We start from the raw sequence: 20,543 nt of genomic DNA on the forward strand, positions 1-20,543 counted from the left end.
CGCCGGCCGGCGGACCGCACGCCGTCAGCGACTGTCCGAGTCAGCCGCCGTCACGATCGCGGCGCGGCCCGCCTCCAGCCGCGCGATCGGCACGCGGAACGGCGAGCACGACACGTAGTCCAGCCCCACTTCGTGGAAGAAGTGCACCGACTCCGGGTCGCCACCGTGCTCGCCGCAGACGCCGAGCTTGAGGTCGGGGCGCGCCGCCCGCCCCTCGTCGACCGCGATGCGCACCAGCCGCCCCACGCCGTCCCGGTCGATCGACTCGAACGGCGAGATGCCGAAGATGCCCAGCTCGATGTAGCGCCAGAAGAACGCGCCCTCCACGTCGTCACGGGAGAAGCCCCACGCCATCTGGGTCAGGTCGTTGGTGCCGAACGAGAAGAACTCGGCCGCCTCGGCGATCTGCCCCGAGGTCAGCGCCGCCCGCGGCACCTCGATCATCGTGCCGATCGACACGTCTTCGGCGCCCGCGTCGGCGATGATGCGCTCGGCCTCGGCGCGTACCGTCTCCAGCTCCTGCACCGCCCCGACGAGCGGCACCATGATCTCCGGGCAGGGGTTTCCGCCGTTGCGCTTGCACTCGGCCGCGGCCTGGGCGATCGCGCGCACCTGCATGGCGAAGAGGCCGGGGATGACCAGCCCCAGGCGTACGCCGCGCAGGCCCAGCATCGGGTTCTGCTCGTGGATACGGCGTACGGCGGCCAGCATCGCCTCGGCCTTGGCCACGTCCTCGCCCCGCTCGTGGGCCACGGCCACGCTCACCGCCAGCTCCTCCAACGGCGGCAGGAACTCGTGCAGCGGCGGGTCGATCAGCCGTACGGTCACCGGCAGCCCGTCCATCGCCTGGAAGATCTCCAGGAAGTCGGCGCGCTGCAAGGGAAGCAGCGCGTCCAGCGCCTCCTGCCGCTCGCCGTCGGTGCGGGCGAGGATGAGCCGCTCCACCAGCTCCCGCCGGTCGCCCAGGAACATGTGCTCGGTGCGGCAGAGGCCGATCCCCTCGGCCCCGAAGCGCCGGGCCCGCGCCGCGTCCTCGCCGGTGTCGGCGTTCGTCCGCACGCGCAGCCGCCGCGCCCCGTCGGCGTGCGACATGATCCGGTGTACGGCCTTGACGAGAGCGTCCTCAGTGGACTCGATCTCGCCCTCGAAGTAGCGCACCACGGCGGAGGGGCGCACCGGCACCTCGCCGATGTAGACGCTCCCGGTGGTGCCGTCGATCGAGATGACCTCCCCCTCGGCGATCACCCGACCGTCCACAGTGAACTTCTTGCCACGAGTGTCCACTTCGAGCGTGTCGGCACCACACACGCACGTCTTTCCCATGCCGCGTGCCACCACCGCCGCGTGGCTCGTCTTGCCGCCGCGCGAGGTGAGGATGCCCTGCGCCGCGATCATGCCGGGCAGGTCGTCGGGGTTGGTCTCCCGGCGTACCAGGATGACCGGCTCGCCCTCCTTGGCCAGCTCGACGGCCCGCTTGGCGTCGAAGACCGCCTTGCCCACGGCCGCTCCCGGCGAGGCGCCCACGCCCTTGGCCAACGCCTTCGGCTCGTCGGAGAGGTCGAAGCGGGGGAACATGAGCTGCCCGAGCTGCGCCCCGTTGACCCGCCGCACAGCCTCGTCGAGGTCGATGAGCCCTTCGTCGACCAGTTGGCCGGCGATGATGAACGCCGCCGCCGCGGTGCGCTTGCCCACTCGGGTCTGGAGCATCCACAGCTTGCCCTGCTCGATCGTGAACTCGATGTCGCAGAGGTCGCGGTAGTGACTCTCCAGTTTGGACATGATGCCGAGCAGCTCGTCGTACGACTTCTTGTCCAGCCGCTCCAGCTCCTGCAACGGGATCGTGTTGCGGATGCCGGCGACCACGTCCTCGCCCTGCGCGTTGGCGAGGTAGTCGCCGTAGATGCCCTGCGTGCCCGAGGCGGGGTCGCGGGTGAAGGCGACACCGGTGCCGGAGTCGGGGCCGAGGTTGCCGAAGACCATGGCGACCACGTTCACCGCCGTGCCGAGGTCGGCGGGGATCCGCTCCTGGCGGCGGTAGAGGATCGCGCGCTCGGCGTGCCAGGACTCGAAGACCGCGCAGATCGCGAGGTTCAACTGCTCGCGGGCGTCCTGGGGGAACTCCCGCCCGGTGTGCTTGGTGAAGATCTTCTTGTACGAGTCGACCAGCGCCCGCAGGTCGTCCGCGCCGAGATCGAGGTCGTTGTGGGTGTCTCGGGCCCGCTTGGCCTCTTCGAGCGCGTGCTCGAACTCCTCGCCCGGCACCTCGCACACCGTCTTGCCGAACATCTGGATGAGCCGCCGGTACGAGTCCCACGCGAAGCGCTCGTCACCGCCCGCCTGCGCGGCGAGCCCGCTCACGCTCTCGTCGTTGAGCCCGACGTTGAGGACGGTCTCCATCATGCCCGGCATCGAGAAGCGGGCGCCCGACCGTACCGACACCAGCAGCGGGTCGGCGGCGTCGCCGAGGCGCTTGCCCCGCGCCTCTTCGAGGGCCGCCAGGTGCGCGTCGATCTGCTCGGCCAGCCCGTCCGGCTCCCGCCCCGTGGCCAGGTACGCCCGGCACGCCTCCGTGGTGATCGTGAAGCCCGGTGGTACGGGCAGTCCGAGGTTCGTCATCTCGGCGAGGTTGGCACCCTTGCCGCCGAGGAGGTCCGCCATGTCCTTGTTGCCTTCGGCGAAGTCGTACACGTAGACGTCATTCGCTGCCACCTGAGGCCTCCTGACCACCGCGTTCACCGTTGAACGAGGGTTTAGTACCCAATGGTGGGCGAAGGTTAAGCGAGATCCGCCACGTCTCGGGAGGGTTCGGTGACGATACGCACACCCCGCGGCCATGTGAGGTTCGTTGCGTTGCCTGGGAACGGTCCCATGCGCAGCTTCGCGCGCTCAGCCGCCGGAGTCGTCGTGCTCGGCGTCATCCGGCACGGATTCGGAGTCTCGATCGGCGAGCCAGCCGTAGGGCAGCACCACCTTGGCAGGGGCATTGGTGCGGCCGCGGGGCTGGCCGAGGATGTCGGTGGGAAAGGGCGTGTCGCCGTCGAGCTTGCCGAGCAGGTCGTCCAGCTCGGCCAGTGACGAGGACATCGCCATCGCCCGGCGCAGCTCGGCGCCGACCGGAAAGCCCTTGAGGTACCAGGCGACGTGCTTGCGGAAGTCGGTGACCGCCTCGCGCTCCGCGCCCCACCAGTCGACCAGCAGCTCGGCGTGGCGGCGCATGATCCGGGCCACATCGCCGAGCGGGGGCAGCACGCGCTCGGGCCGCCCCGCGAAACCGGCCGCCAGGTCGGCGAAGAGCCACGGCCGCCCCAGGCAGCCGCGTCCCACCACGACCCCGTCACAGCCGGTCTCGGCCACCATGCGCAGGGCGTCGTCGGCCTCCCAGATGTCTCCGTTGCCCAGTACCGGGATGTCCAATGCCCGCTTGAGCGCCGCGATGGCGGCCCAGTCGGCGGCGCCGGAGTAGCGCTGCGCGGCGGTGCGGGCGTGCAGGGCGACCCAGGCGACGCCGGCCTCCTGCGCGATCAGCCCGGCCTCGATGTAGGTCAGGTGGTCGTCGTCGATGCCCTTGCGCATCTTGACAGTGACTGGCAGGCCGGCGGCGTTGTCGACGGCGGCGCGCACGATCGCCCCGAAAAGGCGGCGCTTCCACGGGATCGCCGACCCGCCGCCCTTGCTGGTGATCTTCTTTACGCTGCAACCGAAGTTGAGGTCGATGTGGTCGGCCAGCCCCTCGTCGACCACGCGCCGCACAGCCTTCGCGGTGATCTCCGGGTCGACGCCGTAGAGCTGCATGCTGCGCGGGTACTCGTTGGCGCCGAACTGGATCAGCCGCTCGGTCTTCGGGTTGCGGTGGTGCAGGGCCACCGTCGTGATCATCTCGCAGACGTAGAGGCCGGCGCCGTACTCCCGGCAGAGCTGGCGGAACGCCACATTGGTGATGCCGGCCATCGGGGCCAGCACCACCGGCGGGTCGATCCCGTGCCGACCCAGCATCAACGTCCCACTCACGGCAACCAGAGTAGTTTGGGGTGGTGACCACATCCGATCCGGCGTGCGACACGGCCCACGGCGGCCACTCGCCCGATCACGGCCCGCGCACGCTCGTCGTCGTCTTCGAGACGCCCGTCGCCGAGCATCTGATCCGCTTCGCCGCCGACGTGGGCTATCGCACCGTGCTGGTGGAGCCCCAGCCGAGGCTGCTGGCCGGCACGCCCAAGCCCCACGGCGACCAGACGGTCTCCAGCGTGGGCGCCGCGGGTCCGGACGAGCACACCGACCTCGTCGTCACCGACCACAACCGTCCCGAGCTCGGCTCGATGCTGCGCGACGCGCTCGACAGCGAGGCACGCTGGATCGGCGTGATGGGCGCGAAGCGGCACACCGCGCCACACATCGAGGCCCTGCGCAAGCTGGGGGTCGACGACGCCACGATCGCCCGCGTGCACCGGCCGATCGGGCTCAACATCGGCTCCCGCACCCCCGCCGAGATCGCCCTGGCCACTCTCGCCGGCCTGATCGCCGACCGCAACGGCCGCCCCGGCGGCTTCGTCTTCTAACCGCCGCGGGCCGATCCTCGGCGTCCGAGAGGCTTTGGCTCCAACATCCAGAGATCTTTCGCGGTCGAAGTCCGCGACGGAAACGCGAACCTCGACCGCGAATGATCTCTAGATCTCGAATCTCTCCGCGCCTTGGCGCGACCAAGTCGAGCGGCACCGAGGTGCCCGGCGGCCTTCGACCGCCGGGCAGTGGTCGCGGAGCTGGATCGGGTCAGCAGCCGGGCAGGCGGTCGATCAGGTAGCGCTCGACCTCGGCCAGCGGGACGCGCTCCTGCTGCATCGTGTCGCGGTCGCGCACGGTCACGGCGTCGTCCTGCAAGGTGTCGAAGTCGACCGTCACGCAGAAGGGCGTGCCGATCTCGTCCTGCCGGCGGTAGCGGCGGCCGATCGCCTGCGAGTCGTCAAACTCGACGATCCACCGCTTGCGCAGCGTCGCGGCCAGCTCGCGAGCCTTGGGCGACAGCTCCGGGTTGCGGGAGAGCGGCAGCACCGCCACCTTGATCGGCGCCAACCGCGGGTCGAAGCGCATGACCGTCCGCTTGTCGACGCCGCCCTTGGTGTTGGGCGCCTCGTCCTCGTCGTACGCCTCGAGCAGGAAGGCCAGCACCGCACGCGTGAGGCCGGCTGCCGGCTCGATCACGTACGGTACCCAGCGCTCCTTTTTCTCCTGGTCGAAGAAGGACAGGTCGACGCCGGAGTGCTTGCTGTGCGTGGTGAGGTCGAAGTCGGTGCGGTTGGCGATGCCCTCGAGCTCGGAAAACTCGGTGCCGCCGAACTGGAAGCGGTATTCGATGTCGACCGTCCGCTTCGAGTAGTGCGACAGCTTCTCCTTGGGGTGCTCGTAGAAGCGCAGGTTTTCCGGCGAGAGACCAAGGTCGATGTACCAGTTCCAGCGCTCCTGGAGCCAGTACTCGTGCCACTCCTCGTCGGTGCCCGGCTCGACGAAAAACTCCATCTCCATCTGCTCGAACTCGCGCGTGCGGAAGATGAAGTTGCCCGGCGTGATCTCGTTGCGGAACGACTTGCCGACCTGCGCGATGCCGAACGGCGGCTTCTTGCGGGCGGAACTCTCGACGTTGCGGTAGTTGACGAAGATGCCCTGCGCGGTCTCGGGCCGCAGGTAGTGCAGGCCCTCCTCGCTCTCGACCGGGCCGAGGTAGGTCTTCATCAGGCCGTTGAACATGCGCGGCGCGGTGAAGGTGCCCTTGTTGCCGCAGTTGGGGCAGTTGATCTCGGAGAGGTCGGCCGGCGGGCGGTTGTGCTTCGCCTCGAACGCCTCCTCCAGGTGGTCGGCGCGGAAGCGCTTGTGGCAGGAGAGGCACTCGGTCAGCGGGTCGACGAACGCGTCGAGGTGGCCCGAGGCGGCCCACACGTCCTTGGCCAGGATCACCGCGGAGTCGATGCCCACGATGTCGTCACGCTGCTGCACCATCGTGCGCCACCACTGGCGGCGGACGTTTTCCTTCAGCTCCACGCCGAGGGGGCCGTAGTCCCAGGCCGACCGGGTGCCTCCGTAGATCTCGCTGGAGGGGAAGACGAAGCCTCGGCGCTTGGCGAGGCTGACAACGGCGTCGATGCGGTCGGCTGGCATGATTTTTCCTCCTGCGCCGGCTGGCGGTCGGCGGGGACCAAAAGCGACTGGTGACTACGGACGGGATTTACAACGGCTACCGCCACCGTACGGTTACCGGCGGCCCAAACCCCAGCAGATTACCCTGCGATGCCACACACCTCGAACTGGCCGGTGCTCGAATCCTGGGCCAAGCTGATCTCCAGCCGATCCTGCCCACCGCCCGCGTACGTCACGTCGGCCGGCACGGTGAGGCGGGTCAACGAGACCTCCCCGACGCGGTACGACGTGATCCGCGGCTCGGCGGCGACCCGGGCGGCGAACTCGTTGGGCGACTCGTCCTCCCGCACGTCGTCGCAGAGCAGGTTGTACGCGTCCTGGTACTTCCCCTCGGCGATCGAGTCGAAGTAGTCGCCGACGACCGTCCGCGCCTGCTCGTTGAACGCCTCCGTCTGGGTCACCACCAGCCCGAACAGGGCCGCGCCGCCGGCACCGCAGCAGAGCACCACGGCGAGGCCGGCCACGCCCAGCCCCAGCCACAGACGTGCGTTTCGCCCCTCCACGGGCGGCGCGGCGAAGGGCGGCGTCACGCCCGGGCCCGGAGGCGGCGGTGGCACGTCGGTCGGCGAGGGGGCGCCGGCTGCCAGCGTCATGACGGCAAGGGTAGTGCGCGCTCGCCCCTCATCGCCCAGGATCGGCCGCACGGTCGCTGGCCGAGGTGCTGACCTGGCCACCGGGAGCCGCCTCGGCCAGCGCCTCGTACGCCGACGGCTCGTCCAGCGACTCGGCCAGCAGCGGCGTGGCGTACACCTTCACGTCGAAGTCGCCGAGCGCCCGCCGGTACGTGCCGACCGACTCCCACTCGGTGACCAGGCACCAGTGCGAGGGCTCGTCGAGCGAGCGGGTGAGCTGCCCTCGCTGGTAGCCGGGGCGGGCGGCCAGAGCGGCGAGCGCGGCGTGGGCCCGGCCGGTGAACGACTCGGCCGCGTCCTCCTCGACCACGAACCGGTTCATGACCAGCACGCGCGCCTCCTTAGAGTGGAATCCCATGAAGGGTACGCGTGACGCCCGGCTGGCCCGGGTCAACCCGACCGCGGCGTTCCTGGGGGCGCTGGCCGTCGTGCTCGTGGGCCTCTTCGCGCCCGGTGTGATCGGCGGAGCGGTGCTGCTGGCGCTGGCCGCGGGCATGATCTACCTGATGCGTCGCACGTGGCCGGTGACCGCGCCGCGGACCCGGGCGATCCGCGTGATCATGCTCGGCCTCCTGGTCATGGCGGCCCTCATCAAGATCATGTAGACGCATGCGCTTTTGACAATCATTGTCATCTCGGCGGAGAGTGGGGCTATGCGTAACCGCCCCACCCCTCGGGCTCTCCTCGCCGCAGTCGCCGGCGCCCTCGCGGTCGGTGCCCTGACCGCCTGCGGCGACGACGCTCCGAGCGCCGGCGCCGGCCCGGACCAGTTGGACATCGTGGCCGCTTTCTACCCGCTCCAGTTCGTCGCCGAGAAGGTCGGCGGTGAGGCGGTGCACGTCACCAACCTCGCCAAGCCCGGCGCCGAGCCACACGACCTCGAACTCAACGCCGACCAGGTGGCGCGGATCGTGGACGCCAAGGTCATCGTCTACCTCGCGGGCTTCCAGCCGGCCGTCGACGAGGCGATCGAGCAGCAGGGCGGCGATCGCGCGTTCGACGTGGCGACAGCCGTGCCGCTGCTGGACGCCACCGACGCCGGCCACTCGCACGAGGGCGAGGAGGCCCCCGACGAGCACGAGGAGGAGGCGGGCGCCAAGGACCCGCACGTCTGGCTCGACGCCACGCGCCTGGCCACCGTCGGCGACAAGCTCGCCGAGCGGCTCGGGCAGGCCGACCCGGACAACGCCGCGGGCTACACGAGCCGCGCGGCCAGCCTCCGGTCCGAGTTGGACGCGCTCGACAAGGAGTACGCCGCCGGCCTCCAGAACTGCGAACGGCGGGAGATCGTGACCAGCCACTCCGCGTTCGGATACCTCGCCGACCGGTACGACCTGGAGCAGATCGGCATCACCGGCCTGACCCCCGAGGACGAGCCCTCGCCGCAGCGGCTGGCCGAGGTGGCGACCGAGGCGCGCGAGCACAAGGCGACCACGATCTTCTTCGAGACGCTGGTCAGCCCCAAGGTCGCCGAGACCATCGCGAGCGAGGTGGGCGCCAAGACGGCTGTTCTCGATCCCATCGAAGGGCTACAACCAGGGACTTCGGACGACTACTTTTCGGTGATGCGGAAGAATCTTGCCGTCCTGAAGCCCGCGCTCGGCTGCACATGAGCGCATGTGGAGCCGCCCGCCCACCCGCGGCGAAGCGAGGAGGGGCGTGAGCGACAGCACCGTCGTGGAGATGGCGCACGGGGTGGTCGCGTACGGCGACCGCCCCGTCCTGCGTGACGTCTCCCTCCGCGTCGCGTCCGGCGAGGTCGTGGCGATCCTGGGCGCCAACGGCTCGGGCAAGTCCACGCTGATCCGCGCGGTCCTCGGGCTCAACCCGCTCCGCGCCGGGAGCATCGCGCTCTTCGGTACGCCGCTGCGGCGCTTCCGGCAGTGGCACCGGATCGGGTACGTGCCGCAGCGGATCGGGGCCGGCAGCGGCGTACCCGCCACCGTGCGCGAGGTGGTCGCCTCCGGCCGCCTGGCCCGGCGCGGGCTGTTCCGCCCGCCGGGCGCGACCGACCGGGCGGTCGTGATGGCCGCCCTGCACGCGGTGGGCCTCGCCGACCGGGCCGGCGACCCGGTGGCCACGCTGTCGGGCGGGCAGCAGCAGCGCACGCTCATCGCCCGCGCGCTGGCCGGCCAGCCCGAGCTGCTGGTGCTGGACGAGCCGACGGCCGGGGTCGACGCCGCCAGCCAGGACGCGTTCGCGGAGGCACTGCACGGCTTCGTGACCGGCGGCGGCACCGTGCTGCTCGTCGCGCACGAGCTGGGGCCGCTCCAGCCGCTGGTGGGGCGGGCCGTGGTCGTACACGATGGACGGATCGCGCACGACGGCGCGTGCCCGCCGCCGGCGGGCCATCATGCCCTTCCGGGCCATGACCACGTCCATCCGCACGAGCATTCGGCACCGGGCGGGGTCCTCCACTCATGAGCATGTTCGAGTACGACTTCATGATCCGCGCGCTGATCGGCGCACTGGTGATCGGGCTGTCCGCGCCCGCGCTCGGCATCTACCTGGTGCAGCGGCGGATGTCCCTGATCGGCGACGGCATCGGCCACGTGGCGCTCACCGGCGTCGGCGTGGGGCTGCTGCTCGACCGCTCCCCCGTGCTCACCGCCGTGATCGTCGCCACCGCCGGCGCGGTCGCCATCGAGCTGCTCCGCGAGCGCGGCCGCACCTCCGGCGACCAGGCGCTCGCCCTCCTCTTCTACGGCGGCATCGCGGGCGGCGTCATGCTCGTCGGCCTCTCCAGCAACCGCAGCAACGCCAACCTAATGGCGTACCTCTTCGGCTCGCTCACCACCACCTCGCGCGACGACCTCGTGGTGATCGTCGTGCTGGGCGCGGCCGTGGTCGCCGCCATGCTCCTGCTGCGGCCGGCGCTCTTCGCGATCTGCCACGACGAGGAGTACGCCCGCGTCTCCGGCCTGCCCGTACGCACCCTCAACGTGCTGATCGCGGTGACCGCCGCGGTGACCGTCACGATCGCCATGCGCACGGTCGGGCTGCTGCTGGTCAGCGCGCTCATGGTCGTACCGGTGGCGGCCGCGCAGCAGGTGACCCGGGGCTTCCGCGCCACGATGACGCTGGCGATGGGGCTGGGCCTGCTGGCCGCCGGCTCCGGCGTGTGGCTGGCCGGCACGGTGAACACCGCGGCCGGCGCCACCATCGTCGTACTCGCCATCGGGGCCTTCATCGCGATCTCCACCGGGGCTGCGGTCTGGCGCCTCCTGCGCCGCCGGGTCCAGGCGTTCCCCCACACCGCCGACGTCGAACCACCGGACGTGGTCCTCGAGCGCTGACCGCCTCCCGATTTGGTCTACGGTTGCGGGGTGACCACGACGACCGGATACGAGGCGTACGAAGGTGCGGGCGAGTTGCTCCGCGCCCTCTCCGCGCCCATCCGCGTCGCGATCGTCACCGAGCTGGCCGGCGGCGAGCGCTGCGTGCACGAGCTGGTCGACAAGCTCGGTGCCCCGCAGCCGCTCGTCTCGCAGCATCTGCGCGTCCTTCGGGGCGCCGGCGTGGTGCGCGGCGCCCGGCGCGGCCGTGAGATCGCTTACACGCTGGTCGACGAGCACATCGCGCACATCGTGGCCGACGCCGTCAGCCACGCACGGGAGGTACACGTGAGGGAGCGTGGCCCGGCGGCGTCGGCACACGGCGACGGTGAGCGAGCGATCAAGGAGACACGGTGAGCATCGACGAGGGGACCGGGGCGGCGGTCCGCAACACGCGCCAGCGCACCGCCGTGAGCGCGCTGCTCGGCGAGGTGGAAGGCTTCCACAGCGCCCAGGAGCTGCACGCCATGCTCCGCGATCGGGGTGAGCGGGTCGGCCTGACCACGGTCTACCGCACGCTCCAGGGCCTGGCCGACTCCGGCGAGGTCGACGTCATGCGACCGCCGGGCGGCGAGCACCTCTACCGCCGGTGCAGCGAGGGCCACCATCACCACCTGGTCTGCCGCTCCTGCGGCCGCACGGTCGAGGTGGAGGGTCCGGCGGTGGAGAGCTGGGCCGACCGGGTCGCCGCGCAGCACGGCTACGTGAGTGTGAGCCACACGCTGGAAATCTTCGGCACCTGCCCGGAGTGCGCCCGCCGCGTGGGCTGAGGCCACCACACGGGCTGACCTCGCACGGGCCGAGGCCACCACACCAGCCGACCTCGCGCGGGCTGACGCCACCACACGGGCTGACCTGGCACAGGCTGGGGCGACCATGCCCGCTGAGCCCGCCGCGGGCTGAGGCGCCGCCGCGCGGGCGCGACCCCTACCGCGTGATCTTGGTCATCCTGGGGGACGCTGATCCGCGTGAGAATCTACGCCGACCGCGCCCCCGTCGCCGCCCGCCAGCTCATCACCGACCTGCTCGTCGTCGCCTGGGTGTACGTCGCCATCCGGGCCGCGATGTGGCTGCACGACCTGGTCCAGAAGCTCGCCATACCGGGCCAGCGCCTGGAGGGGGCGGGCAACGGGCTCGCCGACGGCCTGTCCGACGTGGGCGGTCGCATCGACGGCGTACCGGGCGTGGGCGACGAGCTGGCCGCCCCCTTCCAGGGCGCCGCCGACGCCGCCCGCTCGCTCGCCGGCGCCGGCCAGGAGCAGCAGGACGTGGTGGGCGACCTCGCGCTGGTGCTCTCCCTCGGCCTGCTGGTGTTTCCGCTGGGGCTCGTGCTCTTCGTGTGGCTGCCGTTGCGGCTGCGCTGGATGCGCCGTGCCGGTGCGGCGGCCAGCCTCCGCGACGCGCCGGCCGGCCGCGACCTGCTCGCCCTGCGCGCACTCGCCACGCAGCCGCTGCGCAAGCTGGCCCGCATCGACCCGGACGTCGCCCAGGCCTGGCGCCGCGGCGACGAGGAGGCGGTCGACGCCCTGGCCGCGCTCGAACTGCGCGCGCTCGGCCTGCGCGGCTGACCCACACCCTCTCGGGTGAGGGGGTCGTGCGTGGCGAAAAATTGCCCCAATAGAGCCTGTTGCAAAATCGTCAGATTCGCGCGAACTGAGGGTCGCGCTAACCCTCGCTGGCCGCCGTTCGACGGCCAGCGACCGATACAGCCGTGTTCTTCTCGACACCCACTGCGATCGAGCAATTTTGCAACAGGCTCAATAGGAGCAAGAAATCGCCACGGACGCACAGCGCCCTCCCGCCAACGGCCGCGAGCGGGATCGCGGAGGGCGAGGCTGCGGGAGCAACGGTCTGGACCACGACGGGCGTCGCGGTAGCCCAGATACTGGAGCCCTGGGCGTGTGGGCGCGTTGGCACCGACCCGGGCTGTCGCGGGGCGGCGCAACCGCCCGGACCAGGGCGCGTCAGGCCGGAGGTGGGATGCGGCGGCGGACGTCTTCCGCGGTGGACGGGCCCGGCTCCCATGTGGAGACCCACGCCGCGTCCGACGGCGGGGTCACGACGCCCTCCTCCAGGAAGGTGTAGCGGCCCTCCAGCACACGGCGGGCCACCTTCGCGTCGAGCGTGTCGGTGTTGTCCCACAGTGCGGCGAAAAGCGCCTCCGCGCGCAGCCGCGCCTGGCGGCAGAAGAGGTCGGCCAGCTCTACGCCCTCCGGCCGGGACGAGCGCTCGGCGCGGGCCCGCACGCACACCGCCGACATCGCGAAGAGTTCCGCTCCGATGTCGACGATCCGCCCGAGGAAGCCCTGCTTGCGCTCCAGCTTTCCCTGCCAGCGGGACATCGCGTAGAACGTCGAGCGGGCCAGCTTGCGGGAGGCGCGCTCGACGTACCGCAGGTGGCTGGCGAGCGGGCCGAACTCGCCGTATCCGGTCGGCACCTGCCCGCGCCCCACGGCGAGCGTGGGCAGCCACTTGGCGTAGAAGGCGCCCGCCTTCGCGCCCGCGCGGGCCTTGCGGCCGAGCCCGGCCTCCGGGTCTATGATGTCGCCGGCGACCGAGAGGTGGGCGTCGACCGCCTCGCGGGCAATCAGCAGGTGCATGATCTCGGTGGAGCCCTCGAAGATGCGGTTGATCCGCAGGTCACGGAGGATCTGCTCGACCTCCACCGCGCGCTCGCCCCGGGCGGCCAGCGAGTCGGCCGTCTCGTAGCCCCGGCCGCCGCGGATCTGCACCAGCTCGTCGGCCACCTGCCACGCCATCTCGCTGGCGAAGAGCTTGACCAGCGCCGCCTCGATGCGGATGTCGTTGCGGTCGTCGTCGGCGATGAGGCAGCAGAGGTCCAACATGGACTCCATCGCGTACGTGGTCGCGGCGATGAACGCGATCTTCTTGGCGACCGCCTCGTGCTGCCCGACCGGCCGCCCCCACTGGACCCGCTCGGCGGACCACTGCCGGGCCACGTTGAGCGACCACTTGCCGGCGCCGACACACATGGCCGGGAGCGAGAGCCGGCCGGTGTTGAGCGTGGTGAGCGCGATCTTCAGCCCTTTGCCGAGGCCGCCGATGACGTTCTCCTCCGGCACGAACACGCCGTGGAAGCGGGTCACGCTGTTTTCCAGCCCGCGCAGCCCGAGGAACGCGTTGCGCCGCTCGATCGTGATGCCCTCGGCGTCGCCCTCCACCACGAACGCGGTGATGCCCTTCTCCGGCACGCGCGCCATCACGACGAGCAGCGTGGCGACGGTGCCGTTGGTGGCCCACAGCTTGACGCCGTTGAGCTTGTAGCCGCCCTCGACCGGCTCGGCGATGGTGCCGAGGCGGGCCGGGTCGGAGCCGACGTCCGGCTCGGTGAGCAGGAACGCGGAGACCTCGCCGCCGGCGAGCCGGGGCAGGTACTTCCGCTTCTGATCCTCGGTGCCGAAGATCTTGAGTGGCTGCGGCACGCCGATCGACTGGTGCGCGGAGAGGAGCGCGCCGATCGAGGGGTTGACCGAGCCGGCGAGCGTGAGCGCCTTGCAGTAGTGCAAATTGGACAGCCCGAGCCCGCCGTACTTCTTGTCGATCTTCATGCCGAAGGCGCCGAGCCTGGCCAGCCCGTGGAAGACCTCGTCGGGGATGCTCGCCTCCCGCTCGATCCGCGCACCGTCTACATCAGACCGCACGTACGCGTCGAGCCTCGCCATGAACTCCTCGGCGTCGGCCACGGACTCCGGCGACGCGGCCGGCCACGGATCGATCAGATCGAGCCGGAACCGCCCCAGGAACAACTCCTTGCCGAAGCTCGGCTTGCGCCACTCCGACTCGCGCGCGGCCTCGGCGACCTGCCTGGCCTGCTTTTCCGAAACGGTCGCGGTCACGGCATACCCCCTTGACGAGGACGGCTTACTGCCACGCTACCCGTAGGTATTACCCGACGGTAGGGTTCTCGTCCGGCCCGTCCCGGTCGTCCCGTCGCAGCAGAGGGAACAGGCCCCACAGCATCAGGAACCACACGGCGGTGATGCCGCTCAACAGCCACGCGACCCAGCGTTCGAGGATGAAGTCGGTGATCAGCAGCACCGCGCTCACCATCGCCACCAGCATGAACGCCAGCCCGCCGGTGGCCATGCGGTGCGCCGAGCGGACCAACTCGGGCTTGCGGCCGCGCTGGAAGAGCATCCGGTGGTACGCCACGGGCGCGATGAGCATCGCGGCCGCACCGGCTGCGGCGAGCAGCGCGACGACGTACACGTCCTTCTGGAACTGGCTCACCTTCTCGAAGCCGACGCTGAACGGCAGGGTCAGCAGGAAGGCGAACAGGATCTGCACACCGGTCTGCGCGACGCGAAGCTCCTGTAGCAGATCGGCGAAGTTACGCTCGTAGCGTTCCTTGTCGGTCTCCGGCACGCCGCCGACAGTGCCCGCCCGGCTTCAAGATCAAACCCAGCTACGCGCCGCGCCGGATCCGCCCCGCGTATCGGGCTTCCAGCGCGTGGTTGTGCTCGTCGCCGCCGGGGATGTTGGCGGAGAGATAGACCGGCGGCACCTCGCCCGCGTCGACCATCCGCCGCACCACCTCGGCCACGACCTGCTGGGCCAGCAACGCCGCGGTGATCGAGGAGATCGCGCCGACCGCGCCGCCGCCGGGCAGCGGGAGGGTCGCGTCGCCGTACGGCGCGCCGTTGTCGAGCACCACGTCGGCGATGTCGGCCAGCTTGCGCCCGGACGGATGGCGCGAGTCGACGCCCGCCGAGTGGGCCAGCGAGGTGACCGCCACCAGCCCGTGCCCGCGCTCCTTGACCAGCGTCGCGAACTCCACGATGGAGCCGTTGACGCCCGAGTTGGAGGCGAGGACGAAGACGTCGGCGGGCTGGACCGGCGCCAGCGCGTACAGCCGGTGCGCCACCGACGGGTCGCGCTCCAGCATCGGCCCGAGCACGCTGGGCGGCTCGCCGCCGAAGAGCACCAGGTCGCGCAGCGCGATCCGGTTGGTGGGCACCAGCCCGCCGGCCCGCCCGGCGACCTCCATCGCGAAGGCCTCGGAGTGCCCACTGCCGAACGCGTGCACCACTCCCCCGGCCCGCACCGCCGCCACGATCAGCTCGGCGGCCCGATCGACTCCCGCACGCTGGCCGGCCGCCACGCGCTCCATCGTGGACACCGCCACGCGCAGGTAGCTCTCCGCGCTCAGCTCACTCATACTGCTGCTTCGGCGGGTCGATCTCGGTCCATGTCTCCACCTCGATGAAGGGGATCGTCTCCTCGTTGACCGGGTCGCTCATGGTCTGCTCGGTGTACTTGCCGACCACCTCGACCCAGGCGTCGTTGGCCAGCGCGGCCGGCGCGTTGCCGGACATGCCCAGCTTGATCGGGCGGCCGTCGGCGGCGCAGCAGCTCAGGATGATCCGGGCCAGGATCGGCTCGCCGTTGGGCCCACGCGCGATGAAGCCGGTCAGCTGCACCCTGCGGTCGCCGAGCGAGACGCCCTTGTCGAACACCGCCCGGGAGGCGTAGTCGAGCACGCTGATCTTGGCGGGATCGCCGGCCGGGAGCGGCGGGTAGTCGGAGATCTGCTGGCTGGAGAGGGCGGTGCCGGACTGTCCCGCCGCGTACGACCCGAGCGCCGGCGGGGCGACCAGCAGCAGCCCCAGCACCGGCAGGAGGAGCAGCCAGCCGACCCACGGCTCGCGGTGCGGCTTGCCGTCACCGTGGTCGTGGCCGTGGTCGTGCGCGCCGGCGTGGGCCTCGGGGTCGTGCTGGCCGCCCCCCGCTCCCCCCGCGAGGCGCCCAGCGAGCCGGCGCCATCCGCCCTCGCCGCCCCGCTCCTCGGCTTGGCCGTTGCCTCCCGAGGGGCGCAGCACCTCGTGGACGAGCGTCATCACCGCCGCCGCGATCAGCGCGACTCCGGCCGCGATGAGGAACGGCTGGAGCGACTCCTTCACGTACCGCAGGTACATGTCGGTCACGCTGGCCCGCACGATCGCGCCGCCGAGCAGCAGCATCACGACAGCCTGAGCCTGCCGGTTCACCGGACCACCGCCCCTCGCGTCGCCAAGAACCCGAACGCGCCAACTCGTTCGTTCACAGTGCTTGCTGGGTTCGCTCGCTCGTGCGGCGCCAAAGGCGACGCCTTCCCTCGCAGGCCCGAAACCCCGACTCCGTCGGCGGGCCCGCTCAGTCCAGACGCCGCCGCGCCAACTCGCTCGCTCACAGGATCACCGCCCCCACACCGACGGCGACGAGGATCGCGATCGCGAACGTCGCCGGCGCGAACCGGAACGCGAACCGGCGGCCGAACACGCCGGTCTGCATCGAGATCAGCTTGAGGTCGACCATCGGGCCGACGACCAGGAAGACCAGCCGAGAGGTGAGCGAGAACTGGGAGAGCGAGGCGGCCACGAACGCGTCCGCCTCGGAGCAGATCGAGAGCAGCACGGCGAGCACGGCCAGCGCCAGCACCGAGAGCACCGGATTGTCGGCGAGGGTCTGGAGCCACCGCTCGGGCACCACGACGTTGATGGTGGCGGCGGCCATCGCACCGATGACGAGAAAGCCGCCGGCGTGCACCACGTCATGGCGCACCGAAGCCCAGAAGGCCCGCCCCTTGGGCATGCCGTCGACGTCGGGGCGGTGCGGCAGCCGGATCCACTCGGCCTTGCCCAGCCGCAGCCAGAGCCAGCCCATGATCATGGCGACGACCAGGCTGGCCACGCCGCGGGCGACCACCATCTCGGGGTTGTTGGGGAAGGCGACCGCCGTGGCGGCCAGCACGATCGGGTTGATCGCCGGGGCGGCGAGCAGGAACGCCAGCGCCGCCGCCGGCGTGACCCCGCGGCGCATCAGCGAGCCCGCGATCGGCACCGCGCCGCACTCGCAGCCCGGCAGCACGACACCGGCGCAGCTCGCCACCGGTACGGCGAGCGCGGGATGGCGGGGCAGCGCGCGGGCCCAGAAGGAGCGGGGCACGTACACGGCGATGATGGCGGAGAGCATCACGCCGAACACCAGGAACGGCACCGCCTGCACCATCACCGACACGAAGACGGTGGTCCAGGTCTGGAGGCGGGGGTCGGAGATGGCGTCGGCGACCGGCCCCCGGAAGACCACGAGGAGCACGAGCAGCACCGCGAGGATCTCGACCGATCCGATGCGGTCGCCGAAGATCCGCCGGCGAGGCTCGGTGGGCGGTGGCTCGTCCGGGGCGGCTGGCGAGGTCCAGTCGATCTCGTCGCCGTCCGGCTGCGCGTTACGCGCGGTAGCGCGGTCTGCGGCGGTCACAGCAGGCGAATCCCTTCGGTGCGGCATCCGGCGAAAACGCTCCGCAGCGCTCCACGTCTCCGCGGTGCCCCCACGCACGGCGCCGCCTCAGGGTAGCCCATGTGTGAGCTGCAAACCATTTTCAATCACCTCTTGACGTCTGTCTTGGCAGGTGACAGGCGCCACCGCGCCATTCAAATCGAGAAACCTTCGGTGTTAACGTGAGCGGAAACAACCGACAGGGGAGCGCACAGCGCTGAGAGTGTGGTTGCCGCGAGGCGGTCGCAGACCCTCGAACCTGATCTGGGTAATGCCAGCGCAGGGAGTCGATTCTCAGGCTCGCCGATGGCCGGCGTGCGTCTTCTCCTGGTTCGCGAGGACTGGGAGGTTCCACATGAACAACAACCGTTGGCGCACCGTCGACGTCGTGGTCGCGGCCGTGCTGGGCGTCGCGTTCGGCGTCATCTTCTGGGCGTGGAGCCTGCTGTGGGATGGTCCGGCCAGTGCCATCCCGCTGCCCGGGCGGGCGCTCATCTACGGCATCTGGCTGGTGCCGGCGGTGCTCGGCCCGCTGGTCATCCGCAAGCCGGGCGCGGGCGTGTTCACCGAGTTCGTGGCGGCGACCGTCTCCACCTTCTTCGGCTCGCCGTGGGGCCTGATCACGCTGCTGTACGGCCTGTTCCAGGGCATCGCCGGCGAGTTCGCGTTCGCCGCGACCGGCTACCGCCAGTGGCGCCTGCCCACCGCGATCGTCGGCGGCGCGCTGGCCGGCGGCGCGGCCACGCTGCTCGACCTGATCAACTACTACCCCGAGACGAGCGCCGGCTGGAAGTGGGGGTACACCGGTCTCCTGGTGCTCAGCTCCGCCATCATCGCCGGCGTCGGCGGCTGGCTGCTCACCCGCGCGCTCGCCCAGACCGGTGTGCTCGACCGGTTCCCGGCCGGCCGCGACCGGGTCGCGGTGTGAGCCGGGTCGCTTGATCCGGGCGAAGGGCTTCGGCTGGCGGCACGCGGGCCGCAAGGCGTGGGCGGTCCGCGGCCTCGACCTGCGCGTCGAGCGGGGCGAGCGGGTCCTGCTGCTCGGCCCGTCCGGCGCGGGCAAGAGCACGCTGCTCGCCGGGCTGGCCGGGCTGCTCGCCGCCGACTCCGGCGAGCGGGAGGGCACGGTCGAGGTCGACGGCCGGGTCGGCATCGTCTTCCAGGACCCGGAGACCCAGCTGGTGATGGCGCGGGCCGGCGACGACGTGGCGTTCGGGCTGGAAAACCACGGCGTGCCGGCCGCCGAGATCTGGCCGAGGGTCGACGCGGCGCTGGCCAGGGTCGGCTTCCCGTACGGCCGGGACCGCTCCACCGCCGCCCTCTCCGGGGGCGAGCAGCAGCGCCTGGCGCTGGCCGGCGCGCTCGCCCTCCGCCCGGAGGTGCTGCTGCTCGACGAGCCCACCGCCAACCTCGACCCCGCCGGCGCCGACCTCGTACGCACCGCGCTCCGCGAGGCGGTCGACCCCGGCACCACCGTCGTCCTCGTCGAACACCGCGTCGCCGAGGCACTCCCGCTCGTCGACCGGGTCGTCGTGCTCGATCCGGGCGGCGGCCTCCGCGCCGACGGACCGCCCGACGAGGTGTTCGCCGCGCACGGCGACCGGCTCGCCGAGGAGGGCGTGTGGGTCCCGGGCCGCGAGGTGCCGCCCCGGCGCGCGAGCGCGCCGCCGGGAGACGCACTGCTCTCCGCCGAACGGGCCACCATCCGCGACCGGTTGGCCGCCGTCGATCTTCTGGTACGAGCCGGGGAGGCACTCGCCATCCTCGGTCCGAACGGCACGGGGAAATCCACGCTGGCGCTGCTGCTCGGCGGACTGCTCAAACCGGACGGTGGGCGGATCACCGCCACGCCAGCGCTCGCCGGTGCCGACGCCGCCACTCCCCCGCACCGCTGGCGGGCACCGGCGCTCGCCCGGCGGATCGGGTCGGTCTTCCAGGACCCGGAGCACCAGTTCGTGACCTCCACTGTGTACGACGAGCTGGCGCTCGGCCCCCGCCGCACCGGCGTGCCCGAGGCGGCGGTCGCCTCCACAGTGGATGAGCTGCTGGCGCGGCTGCGGCTGGACCGGCTGGCCGGCGCCAACCCGTACACCCTCTCCGGTGGCGAGGCGCGGCGGCTGAGCGTGGCGACGGCGCTGGCGGCAGCCCCGGCGCTGCTGGTCCTGGACGAGCCGACGTTCGGGCAGGACCGGCGCACGTGGATCGAGCTGGTCGACCTGCTCGCCGGCCTGCGCGAGGAGGGGCGCGGCATCGTCACCGTGACCCACGACCCCGCCTTCGTCACGGCCCTCGCCGACCGGACGGTGCACCTGTGAACGAGCGAGCCGACGCCCCCGGCGCCGCAGTGCGCGCGCCCTTCGCGCGGCGCAATCCGGTCGCGAAGCTGGCCGCCGCGCTGGTCTTCACGGTCGCGCTGGTCACCACGCTCGACCCGGTGCCGCCCGCCGTGGCGATCGCGGTCGAGCTGGCCCTGGCGCCGCTCTTCGGTGTCCGGTACGGCACGCTCGCCCGCCGGGCCTGGCCGCTGCTGATCAGCGCCGCCGGCGTCGCGCTGACGATGGTGCTCTTCGCCGCCAACCGCACCGGCGACCTGCTCCTGAGCATCGGGCCGGTCGACCTCACCACGAGCGTGCTCAGCAGCGCGCTCGGGCTGTCGTTGCGGGTGATCGCGATCGCACTTCCCGGCGTGCTCGTCTTCGCCTCCACCGACCCGACCGACCTCGCGGACGCGCTGGTTCAGAACGTACGCGCGCCGTACCGCTTCGCGATCGGCACGCTCGCCGCGTTCCGGCTCGTACCGCTGCTCAGCCAGGAGTGGCAACTGCTCCGGCTCGCCCGGCGGGCCCGCGGTGTGGATGCCGGCGGCAATCCGGTCGCCGCGCTGCGGATCTTCGTCTCCACCGCGTTCGGGTTGCTGGTGGGGGCGATCCGGCGGGGTACCCGACTGGCGGTGGCGATGGACGCGCGCGGCTTCGACCGGACCGGGCCGCGCACGCGCGCCCGCGAGCAACGCTTCCGCCCCGCCGACGCGGTCTTCGTGGCCGGCGCGCTGCTGCTCGCCGCGGCCGTGCTGCTGACGGGCGCCGCGACATAGGCACCAACCATGCTGGATCGA

The 20,543-nt window shown here is 71.6% G+C and carries 20 protein-coding genes, 1 pseudogene and 1 riboswitch; of the genes and pseudogenes, 11 read left to right on the top strand and 10 right to left on the bottom strand.

Features of this window, described 5'->3' with window-relative positions:
* Positions 1-24 precede the first annotated feature (24 nt).
* Together ppdK and dusB are read right to left on the bottom strand one after the other, a co-directional pair.
* On the bottom strand, positions 25-2,709 hold the full coding sequence (gene ppdK / locus ACFFIA_RS33655; RefSeq protein ID WP_377258913.1) for a pyruvate, phosphate dikinase: 2,685 nt from the start codon (positions 2,707-2,709) through the stop codon (positions 25-27).
* 177 nt (positions 2,710-2,886) lie between these two features.
* Positions 2,887-4,041 carry a tRNA dihydrouridine synthase DusB gene (gene dusB / locus ACFFIA_RS33660; protein ID WP_377258916.1) on the bottom strand — a complete coding sequence of 385 codons (1,155 nt, stop codon included), beginning with the start codon at positions 4,039-4,041 and terminating at the stop codon, positions 2,887-2,889.
* Here dusB and ACFFIA_RS33665 point away from each other — a divergent pair.
* On the top strand, positions 4,032-4,556 hold the full coding sequence (locus ACFFIA_RS33665; RefSeq protein WP_377258919.1) for an XdhC family protein: 525 nt from the start codon (positions 4,032-4,034) through the stop codon (positions 4,554-4,556). The two genes, dusB and ACFFIA_RS33665, sit on opposite strands and share 10 nt — an antisense overlap.
* 211 nt (positions 4,557-4,767) lie before the next feature.
* Here the strand turns inward: ACFFIA_RS33665 and ACFFIA_RS33670 are convergent, their stop codons facing one another.
* The 3 genes from ACFFIA_RS33670 to ACFFIA_RS33680 form a co-directional block, all read right to left on the bottom strand.
* On the bottom strand, positions 4,768-6,147 hold the full coding sequence (locus ACFFIA_RS33670; protein WP_377258922.1) for a glycine--tRNA ligase: 1,380 nt from the start codon (positions 6,145-6,147) through the stop codon (positions 4,768-4,770).
* A gap of 119 nt (positions 6,148-6,266) precedes the next feature.
* Positions 6,267-6,743, bottom strand: a complete 477-nt coding sequence (locus tag ACFFIA_RS33675; protein WP_377259130.1) for an Rv0361 family membrane protein — start codon at positions 6,741-6,743, stop codon at positions 6,267-6,269.
* A gap of 64 nt (positions 6,744-6,807) precedes the next feature.
* The gene (locus ACFFIA_RS33680; protein ID WP_377258925.1) at positions 6,808-7,149 is read right to left on the bottom strand and encodes an antibiotic biosynthesis monooxygenase family protein; all 342 of its coding nucleotides are present in this window, start codon (positions 7,147-7,149) and stop codon (positions 6,808-6,810) included.
* A 25-nt stretch (positions 7,150-7,174) separates the two neighbouring features.
* Between ACFFIA_RS33680 and ACFFIA_RS33685 the strand changes: the two genes are divergently transcribed.
* The 7 genes and pseudogenes from ACFFIA_RS33685 to ACFFIA_RS33715 all read left to right on the top strand — a co-directional run bounded on the left by ACFFIA_RS33685 (position 7,175) and on the right by ACFFIA_RS33715 (position 11,721).
* Positions 7,175-7,423: a DUF6703 family protein gene (locus ACFFIA_RS33685; protein ID WP_377258928.1), complete on the top strand. Its 249-nt coding sequence runs from the start codon at positions 7,175-7,177 to the stop codon at positions 7,421-7,423.
* 48 nt (positions 7,424-7,471) lie between these two features.
* Complete coding sequence (locus ACFFIA_RS33690; protein WP_377258931.1) at positions 7,472-8,431, top strand: metal ABC transporter substrate-binding protein; 960 nt, start codon at positions 7,472-7,474, stop codon at positions 8,429-8,431.
* Positions 8,432-8,501: 70 nt separating this feature from the next.
* Positions 8,502-9,242, top strand: coding sequence for a metal ABC transporter ATP-binding protein (locus ACFFIA_RS33695; protein ID WP_377259133.1), 741 nt, complete (start codon positions 8,502-8,504; stop codon positions 9,240-9,242).
* Positions 9,239-10,114, top strand: coding sequence for a metal ABC transporter permease (locus ACFFIA_RS33700; RefSeq protein ID WP_377258934.1), 876 nt, complete (start codon positions 9,239-9,241; stop codon positions 10,112-10,114). The genes ACFFIA_RS33695 and ACFFIA_RS33700 overlap by 4 nt, the downstream gene beginning before the upstream one ends.
* 30 nt (positions 10,115-10,144) lie before the next feature.
* Positions 10,145-10,435 (top strand): annotated as a pseudogene (locus tag ACFFIA_RS33705) (ArsR/SmtB family transcription factor); the annotation flags it as partial.
* Between the two features lie 77 nt (positions 10,436-10,512).
* A complete protein-coding gene (locus ACFFIA_RS33710) occupies positions 10,513-10,923 on the top strand; it encodes a Fur family transcriptional regulator (RefSeq protein WP_377259136.1) in 411 nt (136 codons plus the stop codon).
* A gap of 198 nt (positions 10,924-11,121) precedes the next feature.
* Entirely contained in the window at positions 11,122-11,721 is a 600-nt protein-coding gene (locus ACFFIA_RS33715) for a hypothetical protein (RefSeq protein WP_377258937.1), read from the top strand.
* A gap of 396 nt (positions 11,722-12,117) precedes the next feature.
* Here the strand turns inward: ACFFIA_RS33715 and ACFFIA_RS33720 are convergent, their stop codons facing one another.
* The 5 genes from ACFFIA_RS33720 to ACFFIA_RS33740 form a co-directional block, all read right to left on the bottom strand.
* Positions 12,118-14,010, bottom strand: a complete 1,893-nt coding sequence (locus ACFFIA_RS33720) for an acyl-CoA dehydrogenase family protein (RefSeq protein ID WP_377258940.1) — start codon at positions 14,008-14,010, stop codon at positions 12,118-12,120.
* 49 nt (positions 14,011-14,059) lie between these two features.
* Complete coding sequence (locus ACFFIA_RS33725) at positions 14,060-14,539, bottom strand: DUF6328 family protein (RefSeq protein WP_377258943.1); 480 nt, start codon at positions 14,537-14,539, stop codon at positions 14,060-14,062.
* Between the two features lie 40 nt (positions 14,540-14,579).
* Positions 14,580-15,332 carry a sugar isomerase domain-containing protein gene (locus ACFFIA_RS33730; RefSeq protein WP_377258946.1) on the bottom strand — a complete coding sequence of 251 codons (753 nt, stop codon included), beginning with the start codon at positions 15,330-15,332 and terminating at the stop codon, positions 14,580-14,582.
* On the bottom strand, positions 15,325-16,161 hold the full coding sequence (locus tag ACFFIA_RS33735) for a TIGR03943 family putative permease subunit (RefSeq protein WP_377258949.1): 837 nt from the start codon (positions 16,159-16,161) through the stop codon (positions 15,325-15,327). Before ACFFIA_RS33735 ends, ACFFIA_RS33730 begins: the two co-directional genes overlap by 8 nt.
* A gap of 178 nt (positions 16,162-16,339) precedes the next feature.
* Entirely contained in the window at positions 16,340-17,296 is a 957-nt protein-coding gene (locus ACFFIA_RS33740; RefSeq protein WP_377259139.1) for a permease, read from the bottom strand.
* 323 nt (positions 17,297-17,619) lie between these two features.
* Positions 17,620-17,731: riboswitch (TPP riboswitch) on the top strand.
* A 52-nt stretch (positions 17,732-17,783) separates the two neighbouring features.
* On the opposite strand from ACFFIA_RS33740, the gene ACFFIA_RS33745 reads away from it, so the two are divergent.
* The 3 genes from ACFFIA_RS33745 to ACFFIA_RS33755 are packed head-to-tail and all read left to right on the top strand — an operon-like array spanning position 17,784 to position 20,522.
* On the top strand, positions 17,784-18,356 hold the full coding sequence (locus ACFFIA_RS33745) for an ECF transporter S component (RefSeq protein ID WP_377258951.1): 573 nt from the start codon (positions 17,784-17,786) through the stop codon (positions 18,354-18,356).
* 10 nt (positions 18,357-18,366) lie between these two features.
* Complete coding sequence (locus ACFFIA_RS33750; RefSeq protein WP_377258953.1) at positions 18,367-19,743, top strand: ABC transporter ATP-binding protein; 1,377 nt, start codon at positions 18,367-18,369, stop codon at positions 19,741-19,743.
* On the top strand, positions 19,740-20,522 hold the full coding sequence (locus tag ACFFIA_RS33755; RefSeq protein WP_377258955.1) for an energy-coupling factor transporter transmembrane component T family protein: 783 nt from the start codon (positions 19,740-19,742) through the stop codon (positions 20,520-20,522). Before ACFFIA_RS33750 ends, ACFFIA_RS33755 begins: the two co-directional genes overlap by 4 nt.
* Positions 20,523-20,543: the final 21 nt, after the last annotated feature.

The organism is Phytohabitans kaempferiae (assembly GCF_042433955.1).
Lineage (GTDB): Bacteria > Actinomycetota > Actinomycetes > Mycobacteriales > Micromonosporaceae > Phytohabitans > Phytohabitans kaempferiae.

What these genes read in the sequence shown, in the direction of transcription:
- ACFFIA_RS33730 (WP_377258946.1), bottom strand. Translation starts at nt 15,332, where the DNA reads ATGAGTGAGCTGAGCGCGGAGAGCTACCTGCGCGTGGCGGTGTCCACG.
- ACFFIA_RS33670 (WP_377258922.1), bottom strand. Translation starts at nt 6,147, where the DNA reads ATGCCAGCCGACCGCATCGACGCCGTTGTCAGCCTCGCCAAGCGCCGA.
- ACFFIA_RS33700 (WP_377258934.1), top strand. Translation starts at nt 9,239, where the DNA reads ATGAGCATGTTCGAGTACGACTTCATGATCCGCGCGCTGATCGGCGCA.
- ACFFIA_RS33690 (WP_377258931.1), top strand. Translation starts at nt 7,472, where the DNA reads ATGCGTAACCGCCCCACCCCTCGGGCTCTCCTCGCCGCAGTCGCCGGC.
- dusB (WP_377258916.1), bottom strand. Translation starts at nt 4,041, where the DNA reads ATGTGGTCACCACCCCAAACTACTCTGGTTGCCGTGAGTGGGACGTTG.
- ACFFIA_RS33685 (WP_377258928.1), top strand. Translation starts at nt 7,175, where the DNA reads ATGAAGGGTACGCGTGACGCCCGGCTGGCCCGGGTCAACCCGACCGCG.
- ACFFIA_RS33695 (WP_377259133.1), top strand. Translation starts at nt 8,502, where the DNA reads ATGGCGCACGGGGTGGTCGCGTACGGCGACCGCCCCGTCCTGCGTGAC.
- ACFFIA_RS33745 (WP_377258951.1), top strand. Translation starts at nt 17,784, where the DNA reads ATGAACAACAACCGTTGGCGCACCGTCGACGTCGTGGTCGCGGCCGTG.